This is a genomic window from Pseudomonas rossensis, assembly GCF_039888995.1.
GTDB classification, from domain to species: Bacteria; Pseudomonadota; Gammaproteobacteria; order Pseudomonadales; family Pseudomonadaceae; genus Aquipseudomonas; species Aquipseudomonas rossensis.
Genome location: NZ_JBBWCB010000045.1, coordinates 18,986 through 43,237, shown reverse-complemented (window position 1 = coordinate 43,237; position 24,252 = coordinate 18,986). Strand labels below are relative to the sequence as shown.

General features: G+C 59.3%; 23 protein-coding genes, 2 tRNA genes and 2 pseudogenes. 10 read left to right on the top strand and 17 right to left on the bottom strand.

What is annotated here, in order from left to right; all coding sequences use genetic code 11:
- Positions 1 to 605: carbonate dehydratase (gene can, locus WLY71_RS14405; RefSeq protein ID WP_347804075.1), on the top strand; the 605-nt coding region annotated here is incomplete at its 5' end.
- Positions 606 to 611: 6 nt separating this feature from the next.
- Here can and WLY71_RS14400 read toward each other — a convergent pair.
- The 4 genes from WLY71_RS14400 to WLY71_RS14385 all read right to left on the bottom strand — a co-directional run bounded on the left by WLY71_RS14400 (position 612) and on the right by WLY71_RS14385 (position 4,590).
- Positions 612 to 1,136 carry an SET domain-containing protein-lysine N-methyltransferase gene (locus WLY71_RS14400; RefSeq protein ID WP_149628911.1) on the bottom strand — a complete coding sequence of 175 codons (525 nt, stop codon included), beginning with the start codon at positions 1,134 to 1,136 and terminating at the stop codon, positions 612 to 614.
- A 144-nt stretch (positions 1,137 to 1,280) separates the two neighbouring features.
- Complete coding sequence (locus WLY71_RS14395) at positions 1,281 to 2,453, bottom strand: hypothetical protein (RefSeq protein WP_347804074.1); 1,173 nt, start codon at positions 2,451 to 2,453, stop codon at positions 1,281 to 1,283.
- A gap of 184 nt (positions 2,454 to 2,637) precedes the next feature.
- Complete coding sequence (locus WLY71_RS14390; protein WP_008153466.1) at positions 2,638 to 2,958, bottom strand: hypothetical protein; 321 nt, start codon at positions 2,956 to 2,958, stop codon at positions 2,638 to 2,640.
- Positions 2,959 to 3,171: 213 nt separating this feature from the next.
- Positions 3,172 to 4,590 (bottom strand): short-chain fatty acid transporter, encoded by a 1,419-nt coding sequence (locus WLY71_RS14385; protein WP_134423164.1) that lies wholly within the window; start codon positions 4,588 to 4,590, stop codon positions 3,172 to 3,174.
- Between the two features lie 201 nt (positions 4,591 to 4,791).
- Here WLY71_RS14385 and WLY71_RS14380 point away from each other — a divergent pair, with 201 nt between their 5' ends.
- The 4 genes and pseudogenes from WLY71_RS14380 to WLY71_RS14370 all read left to right on the top strand — a co-directional run bounded on the left by WLY71_RS14380 (position 4,792) and on the right by WLY71_RS14370 (position 8,208).
- Positions 4,792 to 6,105 carry an MFS transporter gene (locus WLY71_RS14380; protein ID WP_347804073.1) on the top strand — a complete coding sequence of 438 codons (1,314 nt, stop codon included), beginning with the start codon at positions 4,792 to 4,794 and terminating at the stop codon, positions 6,103 to 6,105.
- A gap of 129 nt (positions 6,106 to 6,234) precedes the next feature.
- Positions 6,235 to 6,963, top strand: a pseudogene (locus tag WLY71_RS31350) (PAS domain-containing protein); the annotation flags it as partial.
- Positions 6,943 to 7,551 (top strand): methyl-accepting chemotaxis protein, encoded by a 609-nt coding sequence (locus WLY71_RS31345; RefSeq protein WP_425589927.1) that lies wholly within the window; start codon positions 6,943 to 6,945, stop codon positions 7,549 to 7,551. The pseudogene WLY71_RS31350 and the gene WLY71_RS31345, both read left to right, overlap by 21 nt.
- Positions 7,552 to 7,608: 57 nt before the next feature.
- Complete coding sequence (locus WLY71_RS14370; protein WP_347804071.1) at positions 7,609 to 8,208, top strand: flavin reductase family protein; 600 nt, start codon at positions 7,609 to 7,611, stop codon at positions 8,206 to 8,208.
- 12 nt (positions 8,209 to 8,220) lie between these two features.
- On the opposite strand, the gene WLY71_RS14365 is transcribed toward WLY71_RS14370, so the two are convergent.
- Together WLY71_RS14365 and WLY71_RS14360 are read right to left on the bottom strand one after the other, a co-directional pair.
- Positions 8,221 to 8,589: a cupin domain-containing protein gene (locus WLY71_RS14365; RefSeq protein ID WP_111451254.1), complete on the bottom strand. Its 369-nt coding sequence runs from the start codon at positions 8,587 to 8,589 to the stop codon at positions 8,221 to 8,223.
- A 76-nt stretch (positions 8,590 to 8,665) separates the two neighbouring features.
- On the bottom strand, positions 8,666 to 9,475 hold the full coding sequence (locus WLY71_RS14360; protein ID WP_347804070.1) for an AraC family transcriptional regulator: 810 nt from the start codon (positions 9,473 to 9,475) through the stop codon (positions 8,666 to 8,668).
- Between the two features lie 150 nt (positions 9,476 to 9,625).
- Here WLY71_RS14360 and WLY71_RS14355 point away from each other — a divergent pair, with 150 nt between their 5' ends.
- The 3 genes and pseudogenes from WLY71_RS14355 to WLY71_RS14345 form a co-directional block, all read left to right on the top strand.
- A complete protein-coding gene (locus WLY71_RS14355) occupies positions 9,626 to 10,267 on the top strand; it encodes a LysE family translocator (RefSeq protein WP_347804069.1) in 642 nt (213 codons plus the stop codon).
- 10 nt (positions 10,268 to 10,277) lie between these two features.
- A complete protein-coding gene (ddlA, locus tag WLY71_RS14350; RefSeq protein ID WP_347804068.1) occupies positions 10,278 to 11,372 on the top strand; it encodes a D-alanine--D-alanine ligase in 1,095 nt (364 codons plus the stop codon).
- Positions 11,373 to 11,594, top strand: a pseudogene (locus WLY71_RS14345) (TOBE domain-containing protein); the annotation flags it as partial. It lies immediately after the preceding gene.
- 24 nt (positions 11,595 to 11,618) lie between these two features.
- Here WLY71_RS14345 and WLY71_RS14340 read toward each other — a convergent pair.
- From WLY71_RS14340 to ggt, 3 genes are all read right to left on the bottom strand, one after another.
- On the bottom strand, positions 11,619 to 11,990 hold the full coding sequence (locus tag WLY71_RS14340) for a helix-turn-helix domain-containing protein (RefSeq protein ID WP_347804067.1): 372 nt from the start codon (positions 11,988 to 11,990) through the stop codon (positions 11,619 to 11,621).
- 3 nt (positions 11,991 to 11,993) lie between these two features.
- Positions 11,994 to 12,296 (bottom strand): type II toxin-antitoxin system HigB family toxin, encoded by a 303-nt coding sequence (locus tag WLY71_RS14335; RefSeq protein ID WP_347804066.1) that lies wholly within the window; start codon positions 12,294 to 12,296, stop codon positions 11,994 to 11,996.
- Positions 12,297 to 12,571: 275 nt separating this feature from the next.
- Positions 12,572 to 14,404, bottom strand: coding sequence for a gamma-glutamyltransferase (gene ggt, locus WLY71_RS14330; RefSeq protein ID WP_347804065.1), 1,833 nt, complete (start codon positions 14,402 to 14,404; stop codon positions 12,572 to 12,574).
- Positions 14,405 to 14,569: 165 nt separating this feature from the next.
- On the opposite strand from ggt, the gene WLY71_RS14325 reads away from it, so the two are divergent.
- Complete coding sequence (locus WLY71_RS14325; RefSeq protein ID WP_347804064.1) at positions 14,570 to 15,679, top strand: DUF2817 domain-containing protein; 1,110 nt, start codon at positions 14,570 to 14,572, stop codon at positions 15,677 to 15,679.
- Here the strand turns inward: WLY71_RS14325 and WLY71_RS14320 are convergent.
- The 3 genes from WLY71_RS14320 to WLY71_RS14310 all read right to left on the bottom strand — a co-directional run bounded on the left by WLY71_RS14320 (position 15,583) and on the right by WLY71_RS14310 (position 18,886).
- On the bottom strand, positions 15,583 to 16,491 hold the full coding sequence (locus tag WLY71_RS14320; protein WP_347804063.1) for a bestrophin-like domain: 909 nt from the start codon (positions 16,489 to 16,491) through the stop codon (positions 15,583 to 15,585). The two genes, WLY71_RS14325 and WLY71_RS14320, sit on opposite strands and share 97 nt — an antisense overlap.
- A 144-nt stretch (positions 16,492 to 16,635) precedes the next feature.
- Positions 16,636 to 16,712: transfer RNA gene (locus WLY71_RS14315), tRNA-Met, on the bottom strand.
- A gap of 116 nt (positions 16,713 to 16,828) precedes the next feature.
- Positions 16,829 to 18,886, bottom strand: coding sequence for a methyl-accepting chemotaxis protein (locus WLY71_RS14310; RefSeq protein WP_347804062.1), 2,058 nt, complete (start codon positions 18,884 to 18,886; stop codon positions 16,829 to 16,831).
- Positions 18,887 to 19,218: 332 nt separating this feature from the next.
- Here WLY71_RS14310 and WLY71_RS14305 point away from each other — a divergent pair, with 332 nt between their 5' ends.
- Positions 19,219 to 20,436, top strand: coding sequence for an MFS transporter (locus WLY71_RS14305; RefSeq protein ID WP_347804061.1), 1,218 nt, complete (start codon positions 19,219 to 19,221; stop codon positions 20,434 to 20,436).
- A gap of 107 nt (positions 20,437 to 20,543) precedes the next feature.
- On the opposite strand, the gene ychF is transcribed toward WLY71_RS14305, so the two are convergent.
- From ychF to WLY71_RS14280, 5 genes are all read right to left on the bottom strand, one after another.
- A complete protein-coding gene (gene ychF / locus WLY71_RS14300) occupies positions 20,544 to 21,644 on the bottom strand; it encodes a redox-regulated ATPase YchF (protein ID WP_347804060.1) in 1,101 nt (366 codons plus the stop codon).
- Between the two features lie 23 nt (positions 21,645 to 21,667).
- Positions 21,668 to 22,252 carry an aminoacyl-tRNA hydrolase gene (gene pth / locus WLY71_RS14295; protein WP_008153430.1) on the bottom strand — a complete coding sequence of 195 codons (585 nt, stop codon included), beginning with the start codon at positions 22,250 to 22,252 and terminating at the stop codon, positions 21,668 to 21,670.
- Positions 22,253 to 22,421: 169 nt separating this feature from the next.
- Positions 22,422 to 23,024 (bottom strand): 50S ribosomal protein L25/general stress protein Ctc, encoded by a 603-nt coding sequence (locus WLY71_RS14290; protein WP_129445115.1) that lies wholly within the window; start codon positions 23,022 to 23,024, stop codon positions 22,422 to 22,424.
- Positions 23,025 to 23,165: 141 nt separating this feature from the next.
- Positions 23,166 to 24,107, bottom strand: coding sequence for a ribose-phosphate pyrophosphokinase (locus tag WLY71_RS14285; protein ID WP_003208392.1), 942 nt, complete (start codon positions 24,105 to 24,107; stop codon positions 23,166 to 23,168).
- A gap of 45 nt (positions 24,108 to 24,152) precedes the next feature.
- Positions 24,153 to 24,227, bottom strand: a tRNA-Gln gene (locus WLY71_RS14280).
- Between the last annotated feature and the right edge of the window lie 25 nt (positions 24,228 to 24,252).

Here is a 24,252-nt window from a genome sequence, read left to right as displayed (position 1 = left end):
GGGCTGACGCAATCACCAAAGAAGATCCTGATTTCTTCGCCAAGCTGGCCCGTCAGCAAACCCCGGAATACCTGTGGATCGGTTGCTCCGACGCCCGGGTGCCGGCGAACGAGATCGTCGGCATGCTGCCCGGCGATCTGTTTGTACACCGCAACGTGGCGAACGTGGTGCTTCACACCGACCTCAACTGTCTGTCGGTGATTCAGTACGCGGTCGACGTGCTCAAGGTCAAACACATCCTCGTGACCGGTCACTATGGCTGCGGCGGCGTGCGCGCCTCAATGCAGGACCGTCAGCTGGGCCTGATCGACGGCTGGCTGCGCTCGATTCGCGATCTCTATTATGAGAAACGCGAAGAACTCGCCAAATTGCCCACTGAAGAAGAGCGGGTCGACCGCCTCTGCGAATACAACGTGATCCAGCAAGTGGCCAATGTCGGGCACACCAGCATTGTGCAAAACGCCTGGCATCGCGGGCAGAGCCTGTCTGTTCACGGCTGCATTTATGGCATCAAGGACGGTCGCTGGAAAAGCCTGAACGCCACCATCAGCGGTTTCGAGCAATTACCGCCGCAATACCGTCTGCGTCCGGTCGAGGCGTTGTAACGCCCTTCAGCATAGACTTCGCCGGCGCCAGTGCTGCAGAAACAACTGGCCGTCGGCGTTCGGCGATTCATCGTAGCCGGTGATCCAGCCACGGCAGTCGAACGAGCCACACTGGCAGGCGAACTGACGCATGAGTTTGTCTTCGGTGGTGGCGTAGTCCATCGTCAGTCGGTCGCCTTTTTTGATGTCCTTCAGCGCCCATAGCCACAGCTCGCTCATGTCGAGAAATACGTTTGGGTCGCAGGAGTGTCGCAGCAGCCCGCAGAAGCGCGGGTCGTAGACATGGATGCCACGGGCCAGTTGCCGGGTATGCCGACACCGATAAGGCAGCAGATGCCCCGACGCCCGACAAATTCGGCTGATGCGTGGAAAGTCCCGAAGTACTGCGACGGCTGCCGCCGATCCGTTGGTGTTGTCGATAATCTCGAAGTCGGCCCTGGAGGGGAATCCAAGGCGAACGGGCAGCTCCGCAAATGGATAAATCCCATCGGGAGGTTGTGCAAGCGTCTCGTGCAGGGCGTGGGTTTTCATAACGATCCTTGTCGGCTGGGTGCTGCGACCTCCATCAGCTGACAATCCTGTCAGCACTGCAACACATGGGAACGACTCAAGCCTCTCGCAAATGAAACGGCGGGTCTACTGTCAGTTATGACAGTAGACCCGCCGGTCATCGTTTTACAGAGGCGGGACAGGGATCGCAGTCGCAGGTACCGGGGCTTTCAGCTGTTTAAGCTGAGCTTTGATCGGTGCCGTCGCGCACTTGGCCATGGCTTTTTCGGGAGTCAGGTTGCGGATCGAGGTATAGAACAGCTCGCAGGTTTTTTCTGCCTGGGCCGCTTGCCAGGTTTGGGTGCAACTTTTCAGTTCAACGTCGGGATTACTGTCCGGTTGGCGGCCCATGGCGGCCTGCCAGCACGCGGCACTCAAATCCTGGCCCATGACTTTAAGGCCAGCCGCGTCGGCCTTGGCCTGGGCATCGTTGCCGGTATAGCTTTCCGGGTCGGCGGCGTACCAAATGTAGCTTGGGTGGTTGGAACCCAGCACTGGCACTTTCACTCCGTCGCTCGGACTGATGCTGACCAGGCCCAGCACGTTCACGGTCGGCCCGTATTGCTGCTTGATCCAGTTACGCACTGGCGCGCCGAAGGCGACCATCGGCAACGCCGCACCACTGGCGTTCTGGCTGAGTTGCTTGACCATGGTGGTCTGGTAGTCCTTGAAATAGTCGTAGACGCCTTCGAGATCCTTGCCGGCGTTGGACGGCGCGGCAATCGGTGCGATGTCGATGATGGTCTGGTAGCCCGGCGTCTGGTCGCCAGGAATACCGTTGGCGGTCAGCAGCGTGGCCCAACGGTCGGTGGTCTTGGACTCCAGATAGTCTTGGGCCTGGGTCAGCGAATAATCCGGCGGGAAGTGCAACAGTTCAACGCTTTTGCGGTTTTCCAGGGCCATGCCCAGTGGCAGGAACAGATACCAGCTGTAAGCCCACTTGCCATCGGCATTCAGCTTGCTGGCGCCGGTATAGGCCAGATCACCGGCATCGAGCAACGCCGCCAGCGGTTTTTCATAGCCACGGGGTACGCCGCTGATTTCGGCGTAGAGCTGATCGTTATCGGTTTTGACCAGCACTTTCGCCGCGCTGTAACCATCGCGCTGCACGCTTTGGGTCAGGTAATGCTCGACCGTTTGCTCCAGCGTCCAGTTGCGAAAGCAGATCACGTTGCAGTTGTTGGGATAGGCGAACAGGCGGGTGACGCGTTCGGTACTGCCCAGCTTCAGGTCGACATCAGCATGGGCGGCGGCGCTCAGGGTGAGGGCCGCGAGGGTGAGTCCTGCGAATTTGAACATGCTCAGATCCTTTTCAGCGTGGTCCCGTTGATTGGGTTACGCGCCATACTGGATCAGCGGCGTTACACAGAACAGTGTTTGCGTGTAGTTTTTTGCGTAGAGCCTGCGGTGTGTATGCCAGGAACTCTCGGTTATGGAGTCCGGCCCGGGCTTAATGTCTATGGGCCGGACGGAGGTTGAAGCGTTACAACAGTTTTAGTGCCAGATGAGTACCGGCGCGCAAGTACTCGACCTGTGCAAATACGGCATCCTTGACGATGGCCTCTCCTGTATCGGTCAGTTTGGCTTTTTTGGCATCAATGATGGACGTTTGCGTTAATTGCATTACTACATCCATCGCTTTTTGAAGGGCGGTCAAATTGTTGTGCTGGCCGAACTCGCGGACGACAGCGTCCATACGGCGATCTGCATCATCACGCAGCTTTTTATATTCAACGACTGAAACCCTACCGTCCTGGTAAATCTCGTTAATCATCTCTTCCAGCGTTTTCGATATTAAAGACATGTGTTTGTTCATCCTTGGTCAGTGCTGTCTTGCTTTAAAAGTTTGTGAGCTGTCGGAGTTTACTCAGCGATTTATAGGTTGGAGATAAGAACTCTCCGGGTTTCATGTCAGGCGCAATCGAGCCTGTATGTAGGATAAATCTAGGCGTTTGTTTCATGCTCAAGCAGGGTGAACGGATTGCACCTGCCCGCAGCGGGTGCAATCACTTACGTGTTACGGCATGACCGGTGCCGTATACGTCAGCGTCGTCCCCAACGCCCACAGCAGAAACAGCACCAGCGGCGTGTGCACCAGCAGTTGCACGAACGAAAACCCGATCAAGTCCCGCGCCTTCAACCCGAGCACACCCAGCAGCGGCAGCATGTAGAACGGGTTGATCAGGTTCGGCAGGGCTTCGGCGGCGTTGTAGATCTGTACGGCCCAGCCCAGGTGGTAGTTCAGGTCGGTGGCCACTTGCATGACGTACGGCGCTTCGATGATCCATTTGCCGCCGCCGGACGGGATGAAGAAACCGAGGATCGCCGAGTACACGCCCATCAGCAGTGCGTAGGTGTCGTGGGACGCGATTTGTACGAAAAAGGTCGAGATGTGGTGAGCCAGCGTCTGAGCGTCAGTGCCTTTGACGGTGGTCATCAGCGCCGCGATCGAGCCGTACAGCGGGAACTGAATCAGTACGCCCGTGGTGGTCGGTACCGCGCGGGACACAGCGTCAAGGAAGCTGCGCGGGCGCCAGTGCAGCAGGGCACCGAGCATGATGAACAGGAAGTTGTAGGTGTTCAGCCCGGAAATCGCGCTGATAGCCGGTTTGGTCGAGAACTCGTGGAACAGCCATCCGGCCGCCAGCAGCACCAGCAAAATCGTCAGCAGCGGGCTGTGCTCCAGCCATTCGCCGGGTCGGGTGCGCGGTTGCAACGGCGGCAGGTTAAAGCTCGGATCGATGCCGCAGGCTTCGGCATCGCGGGCCGAGTTCGGGCCGGGTGCAGTGGCGTAGGCGATGATCAGCGAGATCACGATCAGCGCCAGCAACATCACGCCGGATTGCCAGAGAAAGATTGTTTGCGTGAAAGGAATCACCCCGGTGATCGACAGAATCGACGGCGGCAGACTGGCCGGGTTGGCCTGCAATTGCGCGGCGGACGAGGACAAGCCCAAGGCCCACACCGCGCCGAGACCCAGATAGGCGGCAGCACCGGCAGCGCGGTAGTCCATTTTCAGATCGGTACGGCGGGCGAGGGCGCGCACCAGCAATCCGCCAAACACCAGCGACAGCCCCCAGTTCAGCAGCGAAGCGACCATGGAGATCAACGCAACCCAGGCCACGGCCGAGCGGCCGTTTTTCGGGATCCGCGCCAGCCGGTCGATCAGTTTCACTGCCGGTGGCGAGCTGGCGACCACATAACCGCCGATCACCACGAAAGCCATCTGCATGGTGAACGGGATCAGGCTCCAGAAGCCGTCACCGAAGGCCATGGCGGCGTCGGTGGGTTTGGCGCCCATGAACAGGGTGGCCACGGCGACGATAATCACCGCCAGTGCGGCAAACACCCAGGAGTCGGGGAACCAGCGTTCGGCAAAACTTGAGCAGCGCAGGGCAAAGCGGGCAGAGCGGGTATCTTCGATATCAGCGGCCACGGGTGTACCTCGAATTTTTATGTTTGTTGTGGTCTTCAGGACCGCAAAGGCCCGTCTAGACAGGTGGCAACAGTAAAACAATCGGTTCTATTTTGTGACGAGGTTTTACGCGTCTAGGACTTTGGTCTAACGGGTTGTCCGTTGGCGCGTTTGCGTAGACCATGGGCGCCTTGGTTTTTTGCCTATGCCAGAGTTCTTTTCATGACCGCCAACACCCACTCGCGCCCGGCGCCGTTCACCCGCTCGGATTACAAGACCCTCGGCCTTGCAGCCCTTGGCGGCGCGCTGGAAATCTACGATTTCATCATTTTCGTATTTTTTGCCCTGACCCTCAGCCAGCTGTTCTTCCCGCCGGAAATGCCCGAGTGGCTGCGACTGCTGCAAAGCTTCGGGATCTTCGCAACCGGTTATTTGGCGCGGCCGTTGGGCGGGATTCTGATGGCGCATTTCGCCGACCGGCTGGGCCGCAAGAAGGTCTTCAGCCTGAGCATCCTGATGATGGCGCTGCCGTGCCTGTTGATCGGCATCATGCCGACCTACGCCCAGATCGGTTATTTCGCACCGCTGCTGCTGTTGGCCCTGCGAATCCTCCAGGGCGCGGCGGTGGGCGGCGAAGTGCCGAGCGCCTGGGTATTCGTCGCCGAACATGCACCGGCCGGGCATCGCGGTTATGCCCTCGGTTTCCTGCAGGCCGGGTTGACGTTTGGTTACCTGATCGGTGCGCTAACGGCGACTTTTCTGGCACAGGCGTTCTCCCCGGCAGAAATCCTTGATTACGCCTGGCGCTACCCGTTCCTGCTGGGCGGCGTGTTCGGCGTAATCGGCGTCTGGCTACGCCGCTGGCTCAGCGAAACCCCGGTGTTCATGGCCATGCAGGCCCAGCGGGATGCAGCTGTCGAACTGCCGCTGCGCACGGTCTTGCGTGAACACCGTCTGGCCATGCTACCGGCGATGATCCTCACCTGCGTACTGACCTCGGCGGTGGTGGTGTTCGTGGTGATCACCCCGACCATGATGCAGAAAACCTTCGGTATGACCGCCAGCCACACCTTCGCCCTGAGTGCCTTGGGCATTGTCTTTTTGAACATCGGCTGCGTACTCGCCGGGCTGCTGGTCGACCGCATTGGCGCCTGGCGCACGGTGATGCTCTATAGCCTGCTGCTGCCACTGGGCATCGGCGTGCTCTATACCTGCCTGATCATCGGTGGCAACTGGATCGGCCTGGCGTACGCGGTGGCCGGTCTCGGTTGTGGGGTGGTCGGCGCGGTGCCGTCGGTGATGGTCAGCCTGTTCCCGGCGCGGATTCGTGTCTCGGGGATTTCCTTCACCTACAACATTGCCTACGCCGTCTGGGCGAGTATCACACCGTTGTTGCTGATCGGCCTGATGCCGTGGAGCCCATGGATCTGCGTGATCTTCTGCGCGGTGATGGGGGCTGTGGGTGTGGGCAGTGCCGCGTATTTCGGGACGCGGATGCCAAGAGTTGGCAGTTGCTCGACTGCTGGCGCGATGTAATCGAAGGTAGCACCGTACGTGTAGCAACTATTTTTGTAGGACAACCCTGAAACACTCTTCAGAAAATATCCCCCAGGCCGATGGTTAGGCTGCATACCGCTTTCTATCCCTGTCCATCGGTGTATCCCCATGTTCAACAAACGCTTGAAGCAGGAGCTGTCGGCTCTTCGCGAAGAACTCTCCAGCCTCCAGCAAGTGAAGGAAAGTCTGGAAAGCGAGATGCTGGTCCTGACCCTCGATGTCGATGGGCGGATTCAATCGGTCAACCAGAACTTCATCGGCGAGATGCTCTACAAAAGCAGCGACCTGATAGGGCGACACATCGAAGACATCGTCCCGGCCCATGTGAAGTCGGACGAATTCCACCAGCGCTTCAAGGTCGCGTTGACCCGTGGCGAGCACTTTGCCGGCACGGTGCGTTTGTTGCGCGGCAATGGCCAGGAAGCCTGGCTGCGCTCGATCGTGCAGCCGGTTCGGTCCGCGGACGGCCGAATCAAACACTTCTCGATTTACTCCAGTGACCTGACCCGCACCATCGAGGCGTCACGTGAGCATGAGAACCTGATCGGCGCGCTCGTGCGTTCCACGGCAGTGATCGAGTTTGACCTCAATGGCAACGTGCTGGCGGCCAACGACCGGTTCCTCAGTGGCATGGGTTGCAGCCTGGCGCAGATCAAGGGCAAACATCACCGCACCTTCTGCGAACCCGAGGAATACAACAGCGCCGGGTATCAGGACTTCTGGCGCCGCTTGAATGCAGGCGAGTTCGTCGCTGGCCGTTTCAAGCGCATCGACAGCCACGGTCGCGTGGTCTGGCTGGAAGCTTCCTACAACCCGGTGGTCGATGCCAACAACAAGCTCTACAAAGTGGTGAAGTTCGCCACGGTGATTACCGATCAAGTCAATCAGGAGCAAGCCGTCGCCGAAGCGGCCAACATTGCCTATAGCACCTCGCAGCAAACCGACAGCAGCGCGCAGCGCGGTAACGCTGTGGTGACTCAGGCGGTCAACGTGATGCGTGACCTTGCCACGCACATGCAGACCGCCGGTGAAGGCATCGAAGCGCTGAACGAGCAGTCGCTGGTGATCGGCACCATCGTCAAAACCATCAGCGGGATTGCCGAACAGACCAACCTGCTGGCGCTCAACGCGGCCATCGAAGCGGCTCGGGCCGGGGAACAGGGGCGTGGTTTCGCGGTGGTGGCGGATGAGGTCCGGCAATTGGCTTCGCGCACCAGCCAGGCAACCGATGAAATTGTCGGCGTAGTGCGTCAGAACCAGGACATGGCGCGCAACGCCGTGGCGCTGATGACCGAGGGCAAACTCCAGGCTGAACAGGGGCTGGCGCTGGCGGCAGAGGCGGGGACGGTGATTGTCGAGATTCAGGACGGGGCACAGAAAGTGGTGAATGCGGTCGGGCAGTTTGCCAATCAGTTGACGACTTGATGACTGCCATCGCGGCGTAAATCGCTACAATCGGCGTTTTCTCCAGGAGCAGCCATCATGAGCGTTTCTCACCGCCGTCCGGTTCCCTTGGCCAAGGCTTATCGTCTGCTCAATCACGGCCCGACCGTGCTGGTCAGCGCGGCTCATGACGGCCAGCGCAACATCATGGCGGCGGCCTGGGCCATGCCGCTGGATTTCGAGCCGCCGAAAATTGCCGTGGTGCTGGACAAGTCCACCTGGACACGGCAATTGCTGGAGGCTTCGGGCACGTTTGTGCTGAATGTTCCCTGCGCCGCCCAGGCCGATATCGTCCAGACCGTGGGTTCGACGTCGGGACTGGAATTGACCCGGGACCAAGGCCGGGACAAATTCCAGGTCTATGGCTTGCCGACCTTCAGCGCTGAATTGATCGATGCGCCGATGCTCGAGGGCTGCGTCGCCTGGCTGGAATGCCGACTGCTGCCGGAGCCCGACAATCACCAGCAGTACGATCTGTTCCTGGCCGAAGTGATTGCCGCTCAGGCAGACGAGCGGGTGTTCAGTGACGGTCGCTGGCACTTCGAAGGGCAAGACGCGTTGCGCACCTTGCACCATGTGGCGGGCGGGCATTTCCTGAAAATCGGCGATCCAGTGGACGGCAAGACCTTGCAGCCGTAAGCAGCCCGCCTTTCACACCCAGACGTCATTCTGCGCAGTGCGCTCGCCACCTTCGTTGCCTGTGTTCAGCACACCCTTGGGTTCGATCAGCAGGAGTTTCACCTCCTGCTCGGCGAACGGTTTGTGCTCGACACCTTTTGACACCACATACATTTCGCCAGCGTTCACCAGCACGTGGCCATCGCGAAAGTCGATGCGCAGTTGTCCTTCGAGGACGATGAAGGTTTCGTCGGTATCCAGGTGATCGTGCCAGATGAAATCCCCCAGCAGTTTCACCACCTTGAACTGATAGTCGTTCATCTCGGCGATGACCCGAGGCGTCCAGTACGGGCCGATCCTGGCGATTTTTTCAGCGAAATTCAGGCTTTCGTAAGCTTTCATGAAGCAGCTCTCGTGGTTGATCGTAAATCCACGATAGCCCGCGCATCGGCGTGCTTCTTGAACGATTGTGCGTGGCTCAGCGGCGGTGCATTTTCATCCAGCGGGCCGGTGACAGGCCGTAGGTTTTGCTGAACTGCCGGGTCATGTGGCTCTGATCGGTGAAGCCGGCGATCAACGCGGCGCTGACCAATGACTGGCCCTGGATCAGCAGCGAGCGGACCAGGTCCAGGCGGCGCATGGTCAGGTATCGATAAGGGCTGGTGCCGAACAACAGGCGAAAATCCCGTGACAGGCTCCAGCGATCGCGACCGCTGTGTTGCGCCAGTTCTTCCAGCGTCACGGTGCGATCCAGCGCGCTGTGGATGAATTCCCGCGCGCGTTCGGCGGCCACGTAGTCGAAGCTCTGGCGGGTAGCAGGCACTCCGGAAACGCCGTTCAAGGCTTGGGCCAGATCGAACAGCGCATCCTGCTCTTCGAGAGGGTCGAGGGGACAATCGAGGCTTCGCAGCAGCACGGCAGTGGCGGCGAACAAACGTGGATCCGTCGACAGACCGGTCTTGATAAATGGCAGTGGCTGGCCGCCGAGCATCTGCTGGATCAGCGCCGGTTCGATGTACATCATTCGGTACTGGAACCCGGTCTCGGTGCCGGCTTCGCCATCGTGAACTTCGTCCGGGTGCAGCACCATGGTCCCGCCCGGCAGACTGTGGCGCCAGCCACCGCGGTACTGAAAACTCTGCACACCGGCCAGCGTGTGGCCGATGGCATAGGTGTCGTGGCGGTGAAGGTCGTAGCCGTGGCCAGCAAAAAAAGCCTCGAAACGCTGAAGCCCGCCGACGTCGGGCGCGCGGTGGAACCAGTCGATGGGGGGCGTGTGCTTGGCCATGGTGGTGTTGCCTTGAACTCGATGCTGAACACGTTACCCCACTGACCAACCGCCTGTCTGCTGCCGATCGAATCACCCGGCCGGTAGAAAATCCCGGACTAATGTTGCAAGGTGTTGCATATTTGTTAAGCCACGAAGGCGCCCCACATCATGGAAATATCCCACCTGAGCTACGCTGCTCCGTTGTTGTCGTTGGCGCTGTTGTGGACGGTTGCGGTGGTGACGCCGGGGCCGAACTTCTTCAACACCGCGCAACTGGCTGCCAGTTGCTCCCGGCGCCACGGTGTCGTCGCCGCGCTGGGCGTGGCCACGGGCACGGTGCTTTGGGGGTTGGCGGGTGGCTTGGGCATCAAGTCGCTGTTCAGCGCAGCGCCGACGCTCTATCTGAGCTTCAAGATTGCCGGCGGTTGTTACCTGATCTATCTGGGATTGAAGCAGTTCAAGCGCAAACCACCGAGTGTGCCGGGCGATAGCGGCTCGCTGAATGGGGCCGGCCGCACGCTGCTATCGGCTTATGGCCGGGGCTTTGTGGGCAACATGACCAATCCCAAGGCCGCTCTATTCGTCGCAACGATTTTCGCCACGGCCATGCCAGCTTCACCGCCACCGATGTTGCTGGTGCTGGCCGTGCTGACCATGGCGACCTTGTCATTCAGTTGGTATTGCAGCGTGGCGCTGCTGTTCGCCAGCCGTCGGGTCGCGGGTGCTTATGATCGTTCGCGTAAATGGCTGGATCGCTTCGCCGGCAGTTGCTATCTGCTGTTCGGCGCACATCTGGTGGCCAATCGTTGAGGAGTTCTGAATGAGCAAACTGCGGGTAGGCATTATTTTTGGTGGTCGTTCGGCTGAACACGAAGTGTCGCTGCAATCGGCGAAAAACATCGTCGATGCATTGGATCGGTCGCGCTTCGAGCCGGTGCTGATCGGCATCGACAAGCAAGGTCACTGGCATCTGAACGACCCTTCGAACTTCCTGCTCAATCAGGAAAACCCGGCGCTGATTGCCCTTAACCAGTCCAACCGCGAGCTGGCCGTCGTGCCGGGCAAGGTCAGTCAGCAATTGGTGGAAACCTCCGGTCAGGAACTGCTGGGTCACGTCGATGTGATCTTCCCGATTGTCCACGGCACCCTGGGCGAAGACGGTTGCCTGCAAGGCTTGCTGCGCATGGCCGATCTGCCGTTTGTCGGCTCCGACGTGCTCGGTTCCGCCGTCTGCATGGACAAGGACATCAGCAAGCGCCTGCTGCGTGACGCCGGGTTGGCGGTCACGCCGTTCGTCACCCTGACCCGCGCCACCGCGGCGCGCACCGGGTTCACCGAGGTGCAAGGCAAACTCGGTCTGCCATTGTTCGTCAAACCGGCAAACCAGGGATCTTCCGTGGGCGTCAGCAAGGTGAATGACGAAGCCGAGTACGCGGCAGCAGTGGAGCTGGCCCTGGGTTTTGATGAGAAAGTCTTGGTCGAGTCCGCCGTCAGTGGCCGCGAGATTGAATGCGCGGTACTCGGCAACGAAGACGCCATCGCCAGCGGTTGTGGCGAGATCGTAGTGCGCAGCGGGTTCTATTCCTACGACAGCAAATACATCGACGCTCAAGCGGCTGAAGTGGTGGTGCCGGCAAATATCAGCATCGAGGCCAGTGAACGCATCCGTGCCCTGGCCGTCGAGGCGTTCCAGGTGCTGGGCTGTTCCGGACTGGCGCGGGTCGACGTGTTCCTGACCGAGACTGGCGAAGTGCTGATCAATGAGATCAACTCGTTGCCCGGCTTCACCCGCATCAGCATGTACCCCAAGCTATGGCAGGCCACCGGTATGACGTACAGCGAGCTGGTCAGCCGTTTGATCGAGCTGGCGCTGGAGAAGCATCAGGCTCGACAGGCGCTGAAGATCTCTCGCTAGTCCAGCGACATTCGCCTGTCGGCGCGCAACTGCCTCGAAGGCAAGGTCACCAGTGTCATGGATGGCGCCGTGAACTCCGAAGTCGTCATCCAGCTCGACGGCGGCACCGAAGTCTATTCGATCGTGACACGCCAGGCTGTGGCAGAACTGGGCCTGGCGCCGGGCGTGAGTGCTACGGCGGTGATCAAGGCGTCACATATCATTTTGGGTGTGCCGGCCTGATTTCAGGAGTCGACTGACACCTGATCAAGCCTGCTTTATCGGCTTGATCAGGCTTTGCGCGGGTATCCCGAACAAATCGTGAAGTTTCCAGATCATCGGAAGCGTCAACGCACGTTTGCCATTGAGCACTTCATACACTCGGTTTGTGCGGCCAATAGCGGGTGCGAGGTCAGCAGCAGTTAGCCCAGACTGCTCCATACGAAACTTGATCGCATCGATCGGATTGGGCAGGTCCACCGGAAACTGCTTCGATTCATAAGCTTCGATAAGCGTGATCATGATGTCGAAGTAATCACCTTCAGGAGTGCCTGGCTCTGGTTCGTTGTCGAACAGCGCTGACACGTTCTTGAGGGCTGCACGATAGTCCTCGTCGGTGTGAATGGGGCGAATGTTCATGGGTTACTCCATCTCGACGGTATCGGCGTCGATTGCGTCGTACTGCTTATGAGTGCCGACAAATTTTATGTATACGGCGCCGAAGCGATAGGCCACAGCGACTACCAACCGAAAGTCATTGCCCTTGATGTTGAACACGACTCTGCGGCTTTTGAGAATACTGGCGGTAGCAAAGTGCGCCTTGATGTCTATTGGCGTTTTCCACTCAGCATTTCTTGCCTCGTCAATCCAGGCCAGAAAGGATTGTTCCGAGTCTGGGTATTTCTCCCAAAACCTTTTCAGCTGACTGATAGCGATGATTCTCATGGAGTGATCCTAGTCCCGTGGTGGGACTTGTGCAAGTCTGTGGAGGCGCATCCGAGGTGCGGGGGAGCGAGTTCGACCTCTGTAATCAAGTACTGCCGACAGCTGATCTGATGAGCTGGGGTGACGCGGCGATGGGAAAGACTGAGCTTCAAACTCTATCCAAGAAACAATCATTTGCGGGTAGGAAAAGGCTACGCGAGATAGCCGATCAGGATCTGTTACCTATAAAAAAGGGCCTACCTCCCGGTAAGCCCTTCCTCATTCCCACGTAGGACTCAATCCCCCAACGCTGCCCCCTCACGCCGCGGATCGGCCCCACCTGCCAGAGACGTTTTCCCTTGTGCATCCTTCACCCGAACAATCGCCTGGGTCCCGCTGGTCATGTCGATCTCGTTCACGGTGTGCCCTTTGTCTTTCAGCGCCTTAATCAGCGCCGGGCTGAACTGCCCCTGTTCCAGTTCGGTCGGGCCGTTGCGGCTGCCAAAGTTGGGCAGGCTGATGGCGGCTTGTGGGTCGAGGTTCCAGTCGAGCAGGCCGATGGTGGATTTGGCGACGTATTCGATGATCTGCGAGCCGCCGGGGGAGCCGATGGTGGCGAGGAATTCGCCGCTCTGACGGTCGAAAATCAGGGTCGGTGCCATGGACGAGCGTGGGCGTTTGCCGGGTTCGACCCGGTTGGCAACCTTCTGGCCATTCTCTTCGGGGATGAACGAGAAGTCGGTCATCTGGTTGTTCAGCAGGAAACCCTGAACCATCAGGTGCGAGCCAAACGCGGATTCCACGGTGGTGGTCATGGACACGGCGCCGCCTTCGTCATCCACCGCCACCACTTGCGAGGTGGAGATGCGCAGCGGCGAACGGTCCGGTGCGTAGGCGACCTGAATGCCCGGTGGAGTGCCGGGTTTGGCCGTGCCCATGCTGCGATCGCCGATCAGGGCCGCGCGGTCGGCCAGATACGCAGGGTCCACCAGACCTTTGACGGGGACGGGCACGAAATCTGCGTCGGCCACGTACAGCGCGCGGTCGGCGTAGGCCAAGCGTTCGGCTTCGGAGATCAGGTGCACGGCTTCAGGCGCCGGTTCGACGCCCGCAGGTTTGTTTGTCTTGACCGGTTTGAGCGGCGCCAGGGCAAAATGCGGGTCGCGGGTTTCCAGGGCCTGCAAGGTGCCGAGGATCTGCGCCACGGCGATCCCGCCTGACGACGGTGGTGGCATGCCGCAGACCTGCCAGCGTTTGTAGTCGGTGCACAGCGGCGCGCGCTCCTTGGCGCTGTAGCCGTTGAGGTCGTTCAGCGACAGGCTGCCGGGGTTGGCGTGGCCCTGAACCTTGGCAACGATCTCCTGTGCGATGGGGCCTTTGTACAACGCATCCGGTCCTTCTTTGGCGATGCGTTTGAACACCGCGGCCAGTGCCGGGTTTTTCAGTTGCGTGCCTGCGGCTTTCGGGCTGCCATCGGCATTCAGGAAGTAGGCCGCCATGTCCGGCGAGCGTCGAATGGACGAGTCCGAGGCGATCAACCGGTGAAGGCGTGGCGAGATGGCGAAACCTTGCTCCGCGAGTTTGATCGCCGGTTCGAACAGCTGCGCCCACAGCAGACGACCGTGTTTCTGATGGGCCAACTCAAGCGCGCGCAACACGCCCGGTGTTCCCACCGAACGACCGCCAATCTGCGCCTGGGTGAACGGCATCGGTTTGCCGTCGGCCTGCAGGAAAAGCTTCTCGGTGGCGCCGGCAGGAGCGGTTTCGCGACCGTCATAAGTGCGTACCGCCTTGCCATCCCAGAGCACGATCAACGCACCACCGCCAATGCCCGAGGATTGCGGCTCGACCAGGGTCAGCACGGCTTGCATCGCAATCGCGGCATCGATTGCCGAACCGCCCCGGCGCAACATCTCCCGCCCGGCCTCGGCCGCCAGCGGATTGGCCGCGGCTGCCATGTGTTTCGAGGCGTGTTGGGTCTGCAGATCGGCGCGATAACCCGACGCGACTTCCGGCGCAACAGGCAACGTCGAAGAGGTCGGGGCGCTACAGGCTGCGAGGGTTAAAGCAGCGGCGATCAGCGAAATGGCTGACAGGCGATAGTGGCTCAAGTGGAAGGCTGAGAACACGTTGGGGGCACTCCGTCCGTGGGAAAGATCAGCGGACTTTATCGGCCGAAAGGAAGTGACGCAAACCAAGGCCTACAGCAATGATGCTTTTGTCCTTCATGACTCCACGGATTTTCTGTAGGGTCGAGGGCAATAGACTGGCCAGAAGATCAACAAGAGGCAGACATGCAGACCGAGTTCCCCACCCAGCCAAGTTACCGCACCCAGCGCGATAAATTCCTGGCCGTCGCGACCGCGGCCGGTGCGACGCTGACCGAGTACCCGCATCCGCTCAAAGGGCCGTTCGGTGAGCCGTTGAGCACCGATGTGGCCGTGCTGGGTGATCCGGGCGCCAAGCGTTTGCTGATTGCGCTGAGTGGCACTCATGGCGTCGAAGGCTTCTATGGTTCGGGATGTCAGATCAAGTGGTTGCAGGAGTTGGGCAAGCGTTCGCTGCCGGCCGATGTCGCGGTGGTGATGATCCACCTGATCAATCCGTGGGGCACTGCGTGGCTGCGTCGGGTCAACGAAGACAACATCGACCTGAACCGCAATCACCTGAACTTCGACCACGCATTGCCAGATAATCAGGCCTACGCAGCGCTGCATGAAGTCTATGCCTGCACGCAGTTGCAGGGCCCGGAGCGTGATCGCGCCGATGCCTTGCTCGACGAACAGATTAGCGAACACGGTTGGCCAGCGGTGATGTCGATTGTCGAGGGTGGCCAGCACCGTCATCCCGATGGTTTGTTTTTCGGCGGACTGGCACCGAGCTGGTCGAACCGCACGTTGCATCAGATCATTCAAAAGCATGTTTCCCATGCCGAAGTGGCCATGTGTTTCGACTTGCACACCGGTGCCGGGGAGTACGGTCATCCGATGTTGCTGACCATTACCGAGGCGGCATATCCAGCACTTGCAGATGCGCAGGCGATTTATGGTCCTTGGCTCTATACCTTGCACACGGGCGCCGACACGCTGAGCGAAACCGGCGTCGCGGCCACCGCCACCGGCTACACCTCGCAAGCGTTGATCAATGCGTTGCCGCACGTGCGGTTGATGCCGTTTGTGATCGAGTGTGGGACGTATCCCGGCGCCGAGGTTCATCGTCATCTGCGCGATGATCACTGGCTGCACCAGCACGGCAATCCGAGTGATGCCGTGGGGCGCGGGATCAAACTGAATCTGGTTGAGCAGTTCTATCCCGCCGACAGCGACTGGCAGGCGATGGTCTGGCTGCGCACCTGGCAGATTTGGGAACGGGCGTTGTCAGCCTTGCCGGCAATTCGTTCCTGACGTGAGTTACGGGGACGTGGCCTCTCGTTGCCCGAACTCATGCGGTTCAAATCTTCCTGCAACCGCAGCATGCTTTCTTCGCCCACGCGGATGAAGCCGCTGCGGGGCTGATCCAGGTCGAGGGTGATGGTGAAGACCATGGCAATCAGGATCGCGAAGATGGCGGTCGAGCCGTGCCGTCGACGGTGGCCCAGGCCATAGCTGTAAGCGATGAAACCCAACGCGCCGATGGCCACGACGAACAGCAGATTGATGACGGTTGCCGGGACATGATTGTCCTGCTCGGCGCGGCGCTTTTCATTGACGTTGTAGACGTCGGTCAACGACTGGATCACCAGGTTCATGGCGGCTGTCGCTTCGCCCTGGGCCTCGGCGGCGGCAGCCAGATTCCATAACTTGTCCTCGATCGTCCGGGACGATTCGCTGGCGGCCTTCAACAGTTTCTCGTCCGTGCCGGCGCGCATGAATTCAATCCGCGCCGAGACGTAATCCTTGAGCAGCGCCGACACCTTCCCGCGCAGATCAGACGGCAGCAGCTTCGCCCGCAGATAGGTTGAGCCGATCACCGTGACTTCATCTTGAATCAGTGTTTTGCGCGCTTCGAAACGTGAGGTGGCCAGGGCGAAGTTGAAACCCAGCAACAACGCGAGCAGACCGAGGAGGGCGGTTTGCAAAACGCTGAGGTGGGATCGGGTCGAATCGCTGCTGTGGGTTCGGTGATGACGGCCGAGACGAAAAGCGAGTTCCAGCACCATGCAGAAGATGGCGACCACGATGAAAAACAGAATGATCTCGTCCACGCCCCAGTGCATACAGTGGTCTCTCTGCATTCAAGCTTTGGCATTAACTGTAGGAGAGAACCGCAAAGAGCGGGCATTAACTGCCCTGCGGGCCGGGAGCACTTTTCTCGAGGCATAAAAAAACGGCCTACCTTTCGGTAAGCCGTTTTTAGTACTTGGTGGCTACACAGGGACTTGAACCCCGGACCCCAGCATTATGAATGCTATGCTCTAACCAACTGAGCTATGTAGCCAAGTGGCGCGCATTATTGGCTCGTAACAGAGATGTGTCAAGCGTAAATCTAAAATATTTCTCTACGCTTTCAACCGCTTATCCGCCTGACCCGAAAAAACGGGCCAGGGGAGGGCATCAACTGAGCTGAAATCTCCCGGTATTGGCACTCAAGGCCTTGCTGCCCTGGCTCAAGGTGTCCGCTGCCAGGTTCACCGCCCGCGCGCCTTCGAGCAAGCGTACCGCCGCCTGATCGACTTGCTGGATGTTGCCGCTGACCTCGTCGGCGGTGGTCGCTTGCTCGTCGACCGCTGTGGCGATCTGCGCCAGGGTATCGGTGACGCTCTGCACGGCACTGGCAATTTCCCCCAGACGTTCGCCGAGGCCGGTGACGGCTTGCGCATCGGATTGTGCCTGGCCGCAAGCGGCTTCCATCAGGCTCACCGCTTCGTTTACGGTGCTGCGCAGGCTGTCGACAGTGCCGGCAATCTGCGCGGTGGAGGACTGGGTGCGTTGTGACAGGCTGCGCACTTCATCGGCCACCACCGCAAAGCCACGACCTTGCTCGCCGGCGCGAGCGGCCTCGATGGCGGCGTTAAGTGCCAACAGGTTGGTCTGCTCGGCAACCCCGCGAATGGTATCCACCACCAACTGAATCTGCTGCCCTTGTTCACTGACCCGGCCCAGTGCTGCAGCGGTGTCGTTCAAGCGCTGATTGAGTTGCTGAATACTCGCCGTCGTGCGCTGGCTGTCACGGCTGCTGTCGGCGGCGATGCGCTGGGTGTGCTGAGCGCTGCCGGAGGCCTGTTCGCAACTCTGTGCGACCCCTTGAGAGGTCGCGGCCAATTGCGTGGCTGCCGCCGCGATCTGGCTGATCTGCAACTGCTGGGCTTCGACTTCCCCAAGGGCACCGCTGGAGTGATGGTTGAGGGTGCGCACCGCGTTGCTCAACTGCAAGGTTTCATGATCGACCCCCAGCAGGCTGTTACGCAGTTGCACCACCGCGACATTGAGGGCGGTGCTGATGGCGGCCAGTTCGTCGCGGCCTTGCACCGGTACTTGCAGGCTCAGATTGCCGTCGCGCAAGGCTTCGGCCAGCAGGGTAATGCCGCTGGCGCTGCGACGGATCGAGGCCTGCAAGCAGATGAACAGGTACAGCGCGGCCAGCAGCAGGCAGCCAAAAATGGTCGCTACCAGGATGAACTGGCGGATGGCAGAACCGTGGTAATAGTCCAGACGCTGATCCAGCGACACCAACGACTGCTGACGCAACGAAGCGAGGTCGGAGAGCAGGGCGTCGAGGCTGCGTTCGAACTCTTCCGGCTTGAGCTTGATGCTGCCGCCGAACACTCCGTCATCAAGGACTTTCAACTCGGCGTCCAGATGCTTGAGGCTGTCATGGTATTGCCCGGCCCAGGCTTGCAACGCGCTGGGCAGCCGCGCTTCCAGCAGGCTTGCGGTTTTGACCAGCTGCTCCCGGGCGTCACCGATGCGGCTGCGCAAGTCCCGCAGTTGCAGACGGCTTTGCAGGGTGAACTGTCCGGATACCACTGACGCCTGGCCGACGCTGGCGAGACGGCCGACTCGCTCAATCAGGTCTGGCGCGTGCTGCGTGGAGATCTGCGTCAGCAAATAGGTCTCCAGCCACGGCGCCAACGTCAGGCGATTGTCCATGGCGATTTGCTCGCGCAAGGCTTGCAAGGCACTCAAGGCATTGGTGAAACGATCGTAACCGTCCGGCCACCAACCGACGCTGCTCAGACTTTTAGAGTCGAGGCCGTTGAGGGCGGTTTGCAGGGCTTGATAACGGGCCAGGGTTTCGCCCTCGGCGCCTTCGGTTTGCAGTGCGTTGCCGAGGTCCGAGGTGGCTTGGGCGATGGCTGGCTGAACCGTATCGAAAGCAGCCATCGCCGCGATCGTCGCGGGTGTCGGCTGACGATTGGTTTCCGTGGCGCGCCAGCGAGCCGCGCGGTCACGCTGGGCGGCGAGCAGGTTATCCAGAGCATCGAGGGCGAGGAGTTGCCGAACCCCGGCACGTTCGCCGGAGATCAGGTTCAGTTTGTCGCGATAGTCCTGACCGATCATCCACAGACTGCCCGTCAACGGCAGGATAAACAGCAGAAACAACAGCTGAAATTTGCGTGCGAAGCCAAAACGCCCCAGCAACCCGATCCCCGGTGATAAAAAAGCCTGCATGCCCCATGACTCCTCTGGACACCACGCGCCATTGGCGTGCGTCGCAACCGTTGCGGTCGCGACCTGTGCCCTTTTAAAAGGCCTCGAAAGTTCACCCTCGCCAGCTCTGTAGGCCGGCTCTGTAGCGAAACTTCCCATTCTCGGTCCCCTTTGTAAGGGGCCGCGTTGAAGCGGATTACCAAGGCAAGATTCAGACCATGGCGTTGCGCTATCACCTTTTCAGCGATGAAAACCGAGGTCGTTAGCAGGCTAAGGGGATGGCGCTGCTGCACCGAAAAATGGCACATTGACGCACCTGCCCGTGTGCACCCATCTGTTGTACGGAAACTCTTATGGCTATCAGCAATGTCCAGACCGGCGCGCAGCCGGCATCCGCGACTTCACAAAGCAGCCCTTTGGTCATGCGCATCATCGGTGCCGTGGCGCTGGCGCATTTGATCAACGACTTGATCCAGTCGGTGCTGCCGTCGATCTATCCGATGCTCAAGGCCAACTATGGCCTGACCTTCACCCAGGTTGGCTTGATCACTTTGACGTTCCAGCTGACGGCTTCGCTGTTGCAGCCGTGGGTCGGTTACTACACCGATCGGCACCCCAAACCCTGGCTGCTACCCGCCGGGACGGTTTGCACATTGATCGGTATTTTGATGATGTCGGTGGTCGCAACTTTTCCGTTGATCCTGCTGGCGGCAGGGCTGATCGGTATCGGCTCCTCGACCTTTCACCCGGAAGCTTCTCGCGTGGCGCGATTAGCGTCTGGCGGGCGGTTTGGTTTGGCGCAGTCGACGTTTCAGGTCGGCGGCAATGCAGGCTCAGCCTTCGGTCCGTTGCTGGCTGCGGCGATCATCATTCCGTTCGGTCAGGGCCATGTGGCCTGGTTCGGACTGTTCGCGGTGTTTGCGCTGTTCGTGCTTTATCGGATCAGCCGCTGGTACGCCAATCACTTGAGCCTGTTCAAACTCAAGCAAGGCCAGGCGGCGACGCATGGCTTGTCGAAGAACCGCGTGATCAGTGCACTGGTGGTACTCGGGCTGCTGGTGTTCTCCAAGTATTTCTACATGGCCAGCTTCACCAGTTACTTCACCTTTTACCTGATCGAGAAATTCGACCTGTCGGTGGCCAGTTCACAGTTGCACCTGTTCCTGTTTCTCGGAGCGGTAGCGGCGGGGACCTTCTTCGGTGGGCCGATCGGCGACAAGGTCGGGCGTAAGGCGGTGATCTGGTTCTCGATCCTCGGCGTAGCGCCGTTCACCCTGATCCTGCCTCATGTGGACCTGTTCTGGACCAGCATCCTCAGCGTCGTGATTGGCTTCATCCTGGCGTCAGCTTTCTCGGCGATCGTGGTGTATGCCCAGGAACTGGTGCCGGGCAATGTCGGGATGATTGCCGGGGTGTTCTTCGGATTGATGTTCGGCTTTGGCGGGATTGGCGCGGCGTTGCTAGGGCATTTGGCGGACATACACGGCATCGAATACGTGTACTTGCTGTGTTCGTTCCTGCCGTTGTTCGGTGTGCTGGCGATCTTCCTGCCGAGAACCAAAAAGGCCTGACCCCCACACAAATCCCACATTGGTTTGGTGGATGATTATTACAGGCACAAAAAAGCCGCGTATCAAACGCGGCTTTTTCTTGGGCGGGTGCTTCGTTGTGAATAAAGTTACACGTTGAAACGGAAGTGCATCACGTCGCCGTCTTTAACGATGTAGTCCTTGCCTTCCAGGCGCCATTTACCGGCTTCTTTGGTGCCGGCTTCGCCCTTGTACTGGATGAAGTCGTCGTAGGCGATGACTTCGGCGCGGATGAAGCCTTTTTCGAAGTCGGTGTGGATCACGCCAGCGGCTTGTGGTGCGGTAGCGCCCACGCGGACGGTCCAGGCGCGGACTTCTTCGACACCGGCGGTGAAGTAGGTCTGCAGGTGCAGCATTTCGTAGCCGGCGCGAATTACACGGTTCAGGCCAGGTTCTTCAAGGCCCAGGGCTTCGAGGAACATGTCTTTCTCTTCGCCGTCATCCAGCTCGGCGATTTCGGCTTCGATCTTGTTGCAGACCGGAACCACCATGGCGTCTTCTTCTTCGGCGATGGCTTTGACGATGTCCAGCAGCGGGTTGTTCTCGAAACCGTCTTCAGCAACGTTGGCGATGTACATGACCGGCTTGGTGGTCAGCAGGTGGAAGCCACGAATCACCGCTTTGTCGTCGGCGCCCATGGTCTTCATCAGCGTACGAGCAGGCTTGCCGAGGGTGAAGTGAGCAATCAGTTGCTCCAGCAGGCCTTTCTGGACCACGGCGTCCTTGTCGCCACCCTTGGCGTTGCGGGCGACTTTCTGCAGTTGCTTCTCGCAGCTGTCGAGGTCGGCAAAGATCAGTTCCAGATCGATGATTTCGATGTCGCGTTTCGGGTCGACGCTGTTGGAGACGTGAATCACGTTCTCGTCTTCGAAGCAGCGGACTACGTGCGCGATGGCATCGGTTTCACGGATGTTGGCGAGGAACTTGTTGCCCAGGCCTTCACCTTTCGAGGCGCCGGCTACCAGGCCTGCGATGTCGACGAATTCCATGGTGGTCGGCAAGACGCGCTTTGGATTGACGATGGCCGCCAGGGCTTCCAGACGCGAATCCGGCATCGGCACGATACCGGTGTTCGGTTCGATGGTGCAGAAGGGGAAGTTCTCGGCCGCGATCCCGGATTTGGTCAGGGCGTTGAACAGGGTGGACTTGCCGACGTTAGGCAGGCCGACGATGCCGCAATTGAATCCCATGGTGTTTTCCCCGAGGAGTAGAGTCAGGCCTTCTGGCTGTGCAGGTTTTTCATCGCGCGGTTCCATTCACCGGCGAGGATATCCGGCAGCACGCCGAGGGCAAAGTCGATGCTGGCATCGAGTTTTTCCTGTTCGGCGCGTGGCGCACGACCCAGGACGAAATTTGAAACCATACTGGCAACGCCCGGGTGGCCAATGCCAAGCCGCAAGCGGTGAAAGGTATTCTGATTGCCCAGTTGCGCGATGATGTCGCGCAACCCGTTGTGACCGCCATGGCCGCCGCCCTGTTTGAGCTTGGCTACACCCGGTGGCAGGTCGAGTTCGTCATGCGCCACCAAAATTTCTTCAGGCGTAATGCGGAAGAAGCCGGCAAGTGCCGCGACGGCTTGGCCGCTGCGGTTCATGTAGGTGGTGGGAATCAGCAGACGAACATCCTGACCCTGATGCGAGTAGCGCCCGGTCAGGCCGAAATATTTGCGATCCGCCACAAGGTTTACGCCTTGTGCGTTCGCGATGCGCTCAACAAAAAGGGCCCCTGCGTTATGCCGGGTCTGTTCGTATTCAGCGCCTGGATTTCCCAGGCCAACGATCAGTTTGATGGCAGTCACGATAGGGGCCCTTCCTTGGAGTGGTGGATAACATCGCCGCGACAGTTGTGTGCGGCGAAAGTGGACGACAAGTGCTCATTTACCATTATGTAAACTCCGCGTTCTCGCCCGCTTTCTCGCTACGCTCTAGTCCGCGATGTTTCCGGTCACTCCGGCGAACAGAGTGAAATTACTCTGCTGCGCCTTCTTCGGTAGCTTCTGGAGCAACACGTGGAGCGTGGACGTTGGCAACAGCCTTGTCATCACCGTGTGCCAGAGCAACAAACTCAACGCCTTTAGGGGCTTTGAGGTCAGACAGGTGAATGATCGAACCGATTTCGGCGTTAGCCAGGTCGACTTCGATGAACTCAGGCAGGTCTTTTGGCAGGCACGAAACTTCGATTTCAGCAACAACGTGCGAAACTTCGCCGCCTTTCTTGATCGGCGCTTCTTCACCAACAAAGTGTACAGGCACGATAGCGGTCAGTTTCTGGCCAGCTACAACGCGTACGAAGTCAGCGTGCATCACGTGGCCTTTGGCCGGGTGACGCTGCAGAGCTTTGATGATTACGTTTTGCTTGGTGCCGCCAACGTTCAGCTCGATGATGTGGCTGTAAGCCGCTTCGTTTTCGAGCAGTTTGGCAACTTCTTTAGCCAGCATGCTGATGGATTCAGGGGCTTTTTCGCCACCGTAAACTACAGCAGGTACCAGGCTTGCGAGACGACGCAGGCGGCGGCTCGCACCTTTCCCCAGGTCGGAACGCACTTCAGCATTCAGAGTAAAATCGTTCATGTTGTATCTCCAAAATAACCACATTCGCCCCAGCGTTTGCGACCAGCGCTAAAGGCGATATGGGCAAAAAAGCCCCGCCCCGACAGGAATGCCGGGGCGGGGCGCTTTTCGTCAACGAGATATTCGAGAAGGGCAGGGCCCTTAACGGAACATCGCGCTGATCGATTCTTCGTTGCTGATGCGGCGAACCGCTTCGGCAACTACCGGCGCGATATCCAGTTGACGGATACGCGAGCAGGCTTGAGCAGCAGCGGACAACGGGATGGTGTTAGTCACCACCAGTTCGTCCAGCATGGAATTTTCGATGTTTTCGATCGCCCGACCGGACAGCACAGGGTGTGTGCAGTAGGCGAAAACCTTGGCAGCGCCATGCTCTTTCAGGGCCTTGGCCGCGTGGCACAGAGTGCCGGCGGTATCGACCATGTCATCGACCAGAATACAGGTACGCCCTTCGACATCACCGATGATATGCATCACTTCAGAGTGATTGGCTTTCTCACGGCGTTTGTCGATGATCCCGAGATCCACGCCCAGGGATTTGGCAACAGCACGTGCACGCACGACGCCGCCAATGTCCGGGGACACGATCATCAGGTTTTCGAAGCGCTGATCTTCAATGTCATCCACCAATACCGGGGAGCCGTAGATGTTATCTACCGGAATATCGAAGAAACCCTGGATTTGGTCAGCATGCAGATCAACCGTGAGAACACGGTCGATGCCGACTACGGTAAGCATGTCAGCAACGACTTTCGCGCTGATAGCCACACGTGCGGAACGCGGACGGCGATCCTGACGGGCATAACCAAAGTAAGGAATAACAGCAGTGATACGAGTAGCCGAGGAGCGGCGGAAGGCATCAGCCATCACTACCAGTTCCATCAGGTTATCGTTGGTCGGAGCGCAAGTCGGCTGAATAATGAAGACATCTTTACCGCGGACGTTTTCATTGATCTCGGCAGTAATTTCGCCGTCGGAGAACTTACCGACAGAGATGTCACCGAGAGGGATATGCAGCTGACGTACAACACGCCGAGCCAGATCGGGGTTAGCGTTCCCCGTAAAGACCATCATCTTGGACACGCGCAGTACCTAGAGGCTGAGGGTAACCTGGATGAGTATAGAAAATGGCAGGGGCGGCTGGATTCGAACCAACGCATGGCAGGATCAAAACCTGCTGCCTTACCGCTTGGCGACGCCCCTGTATCTGTTGCAACGAGTACCCAGT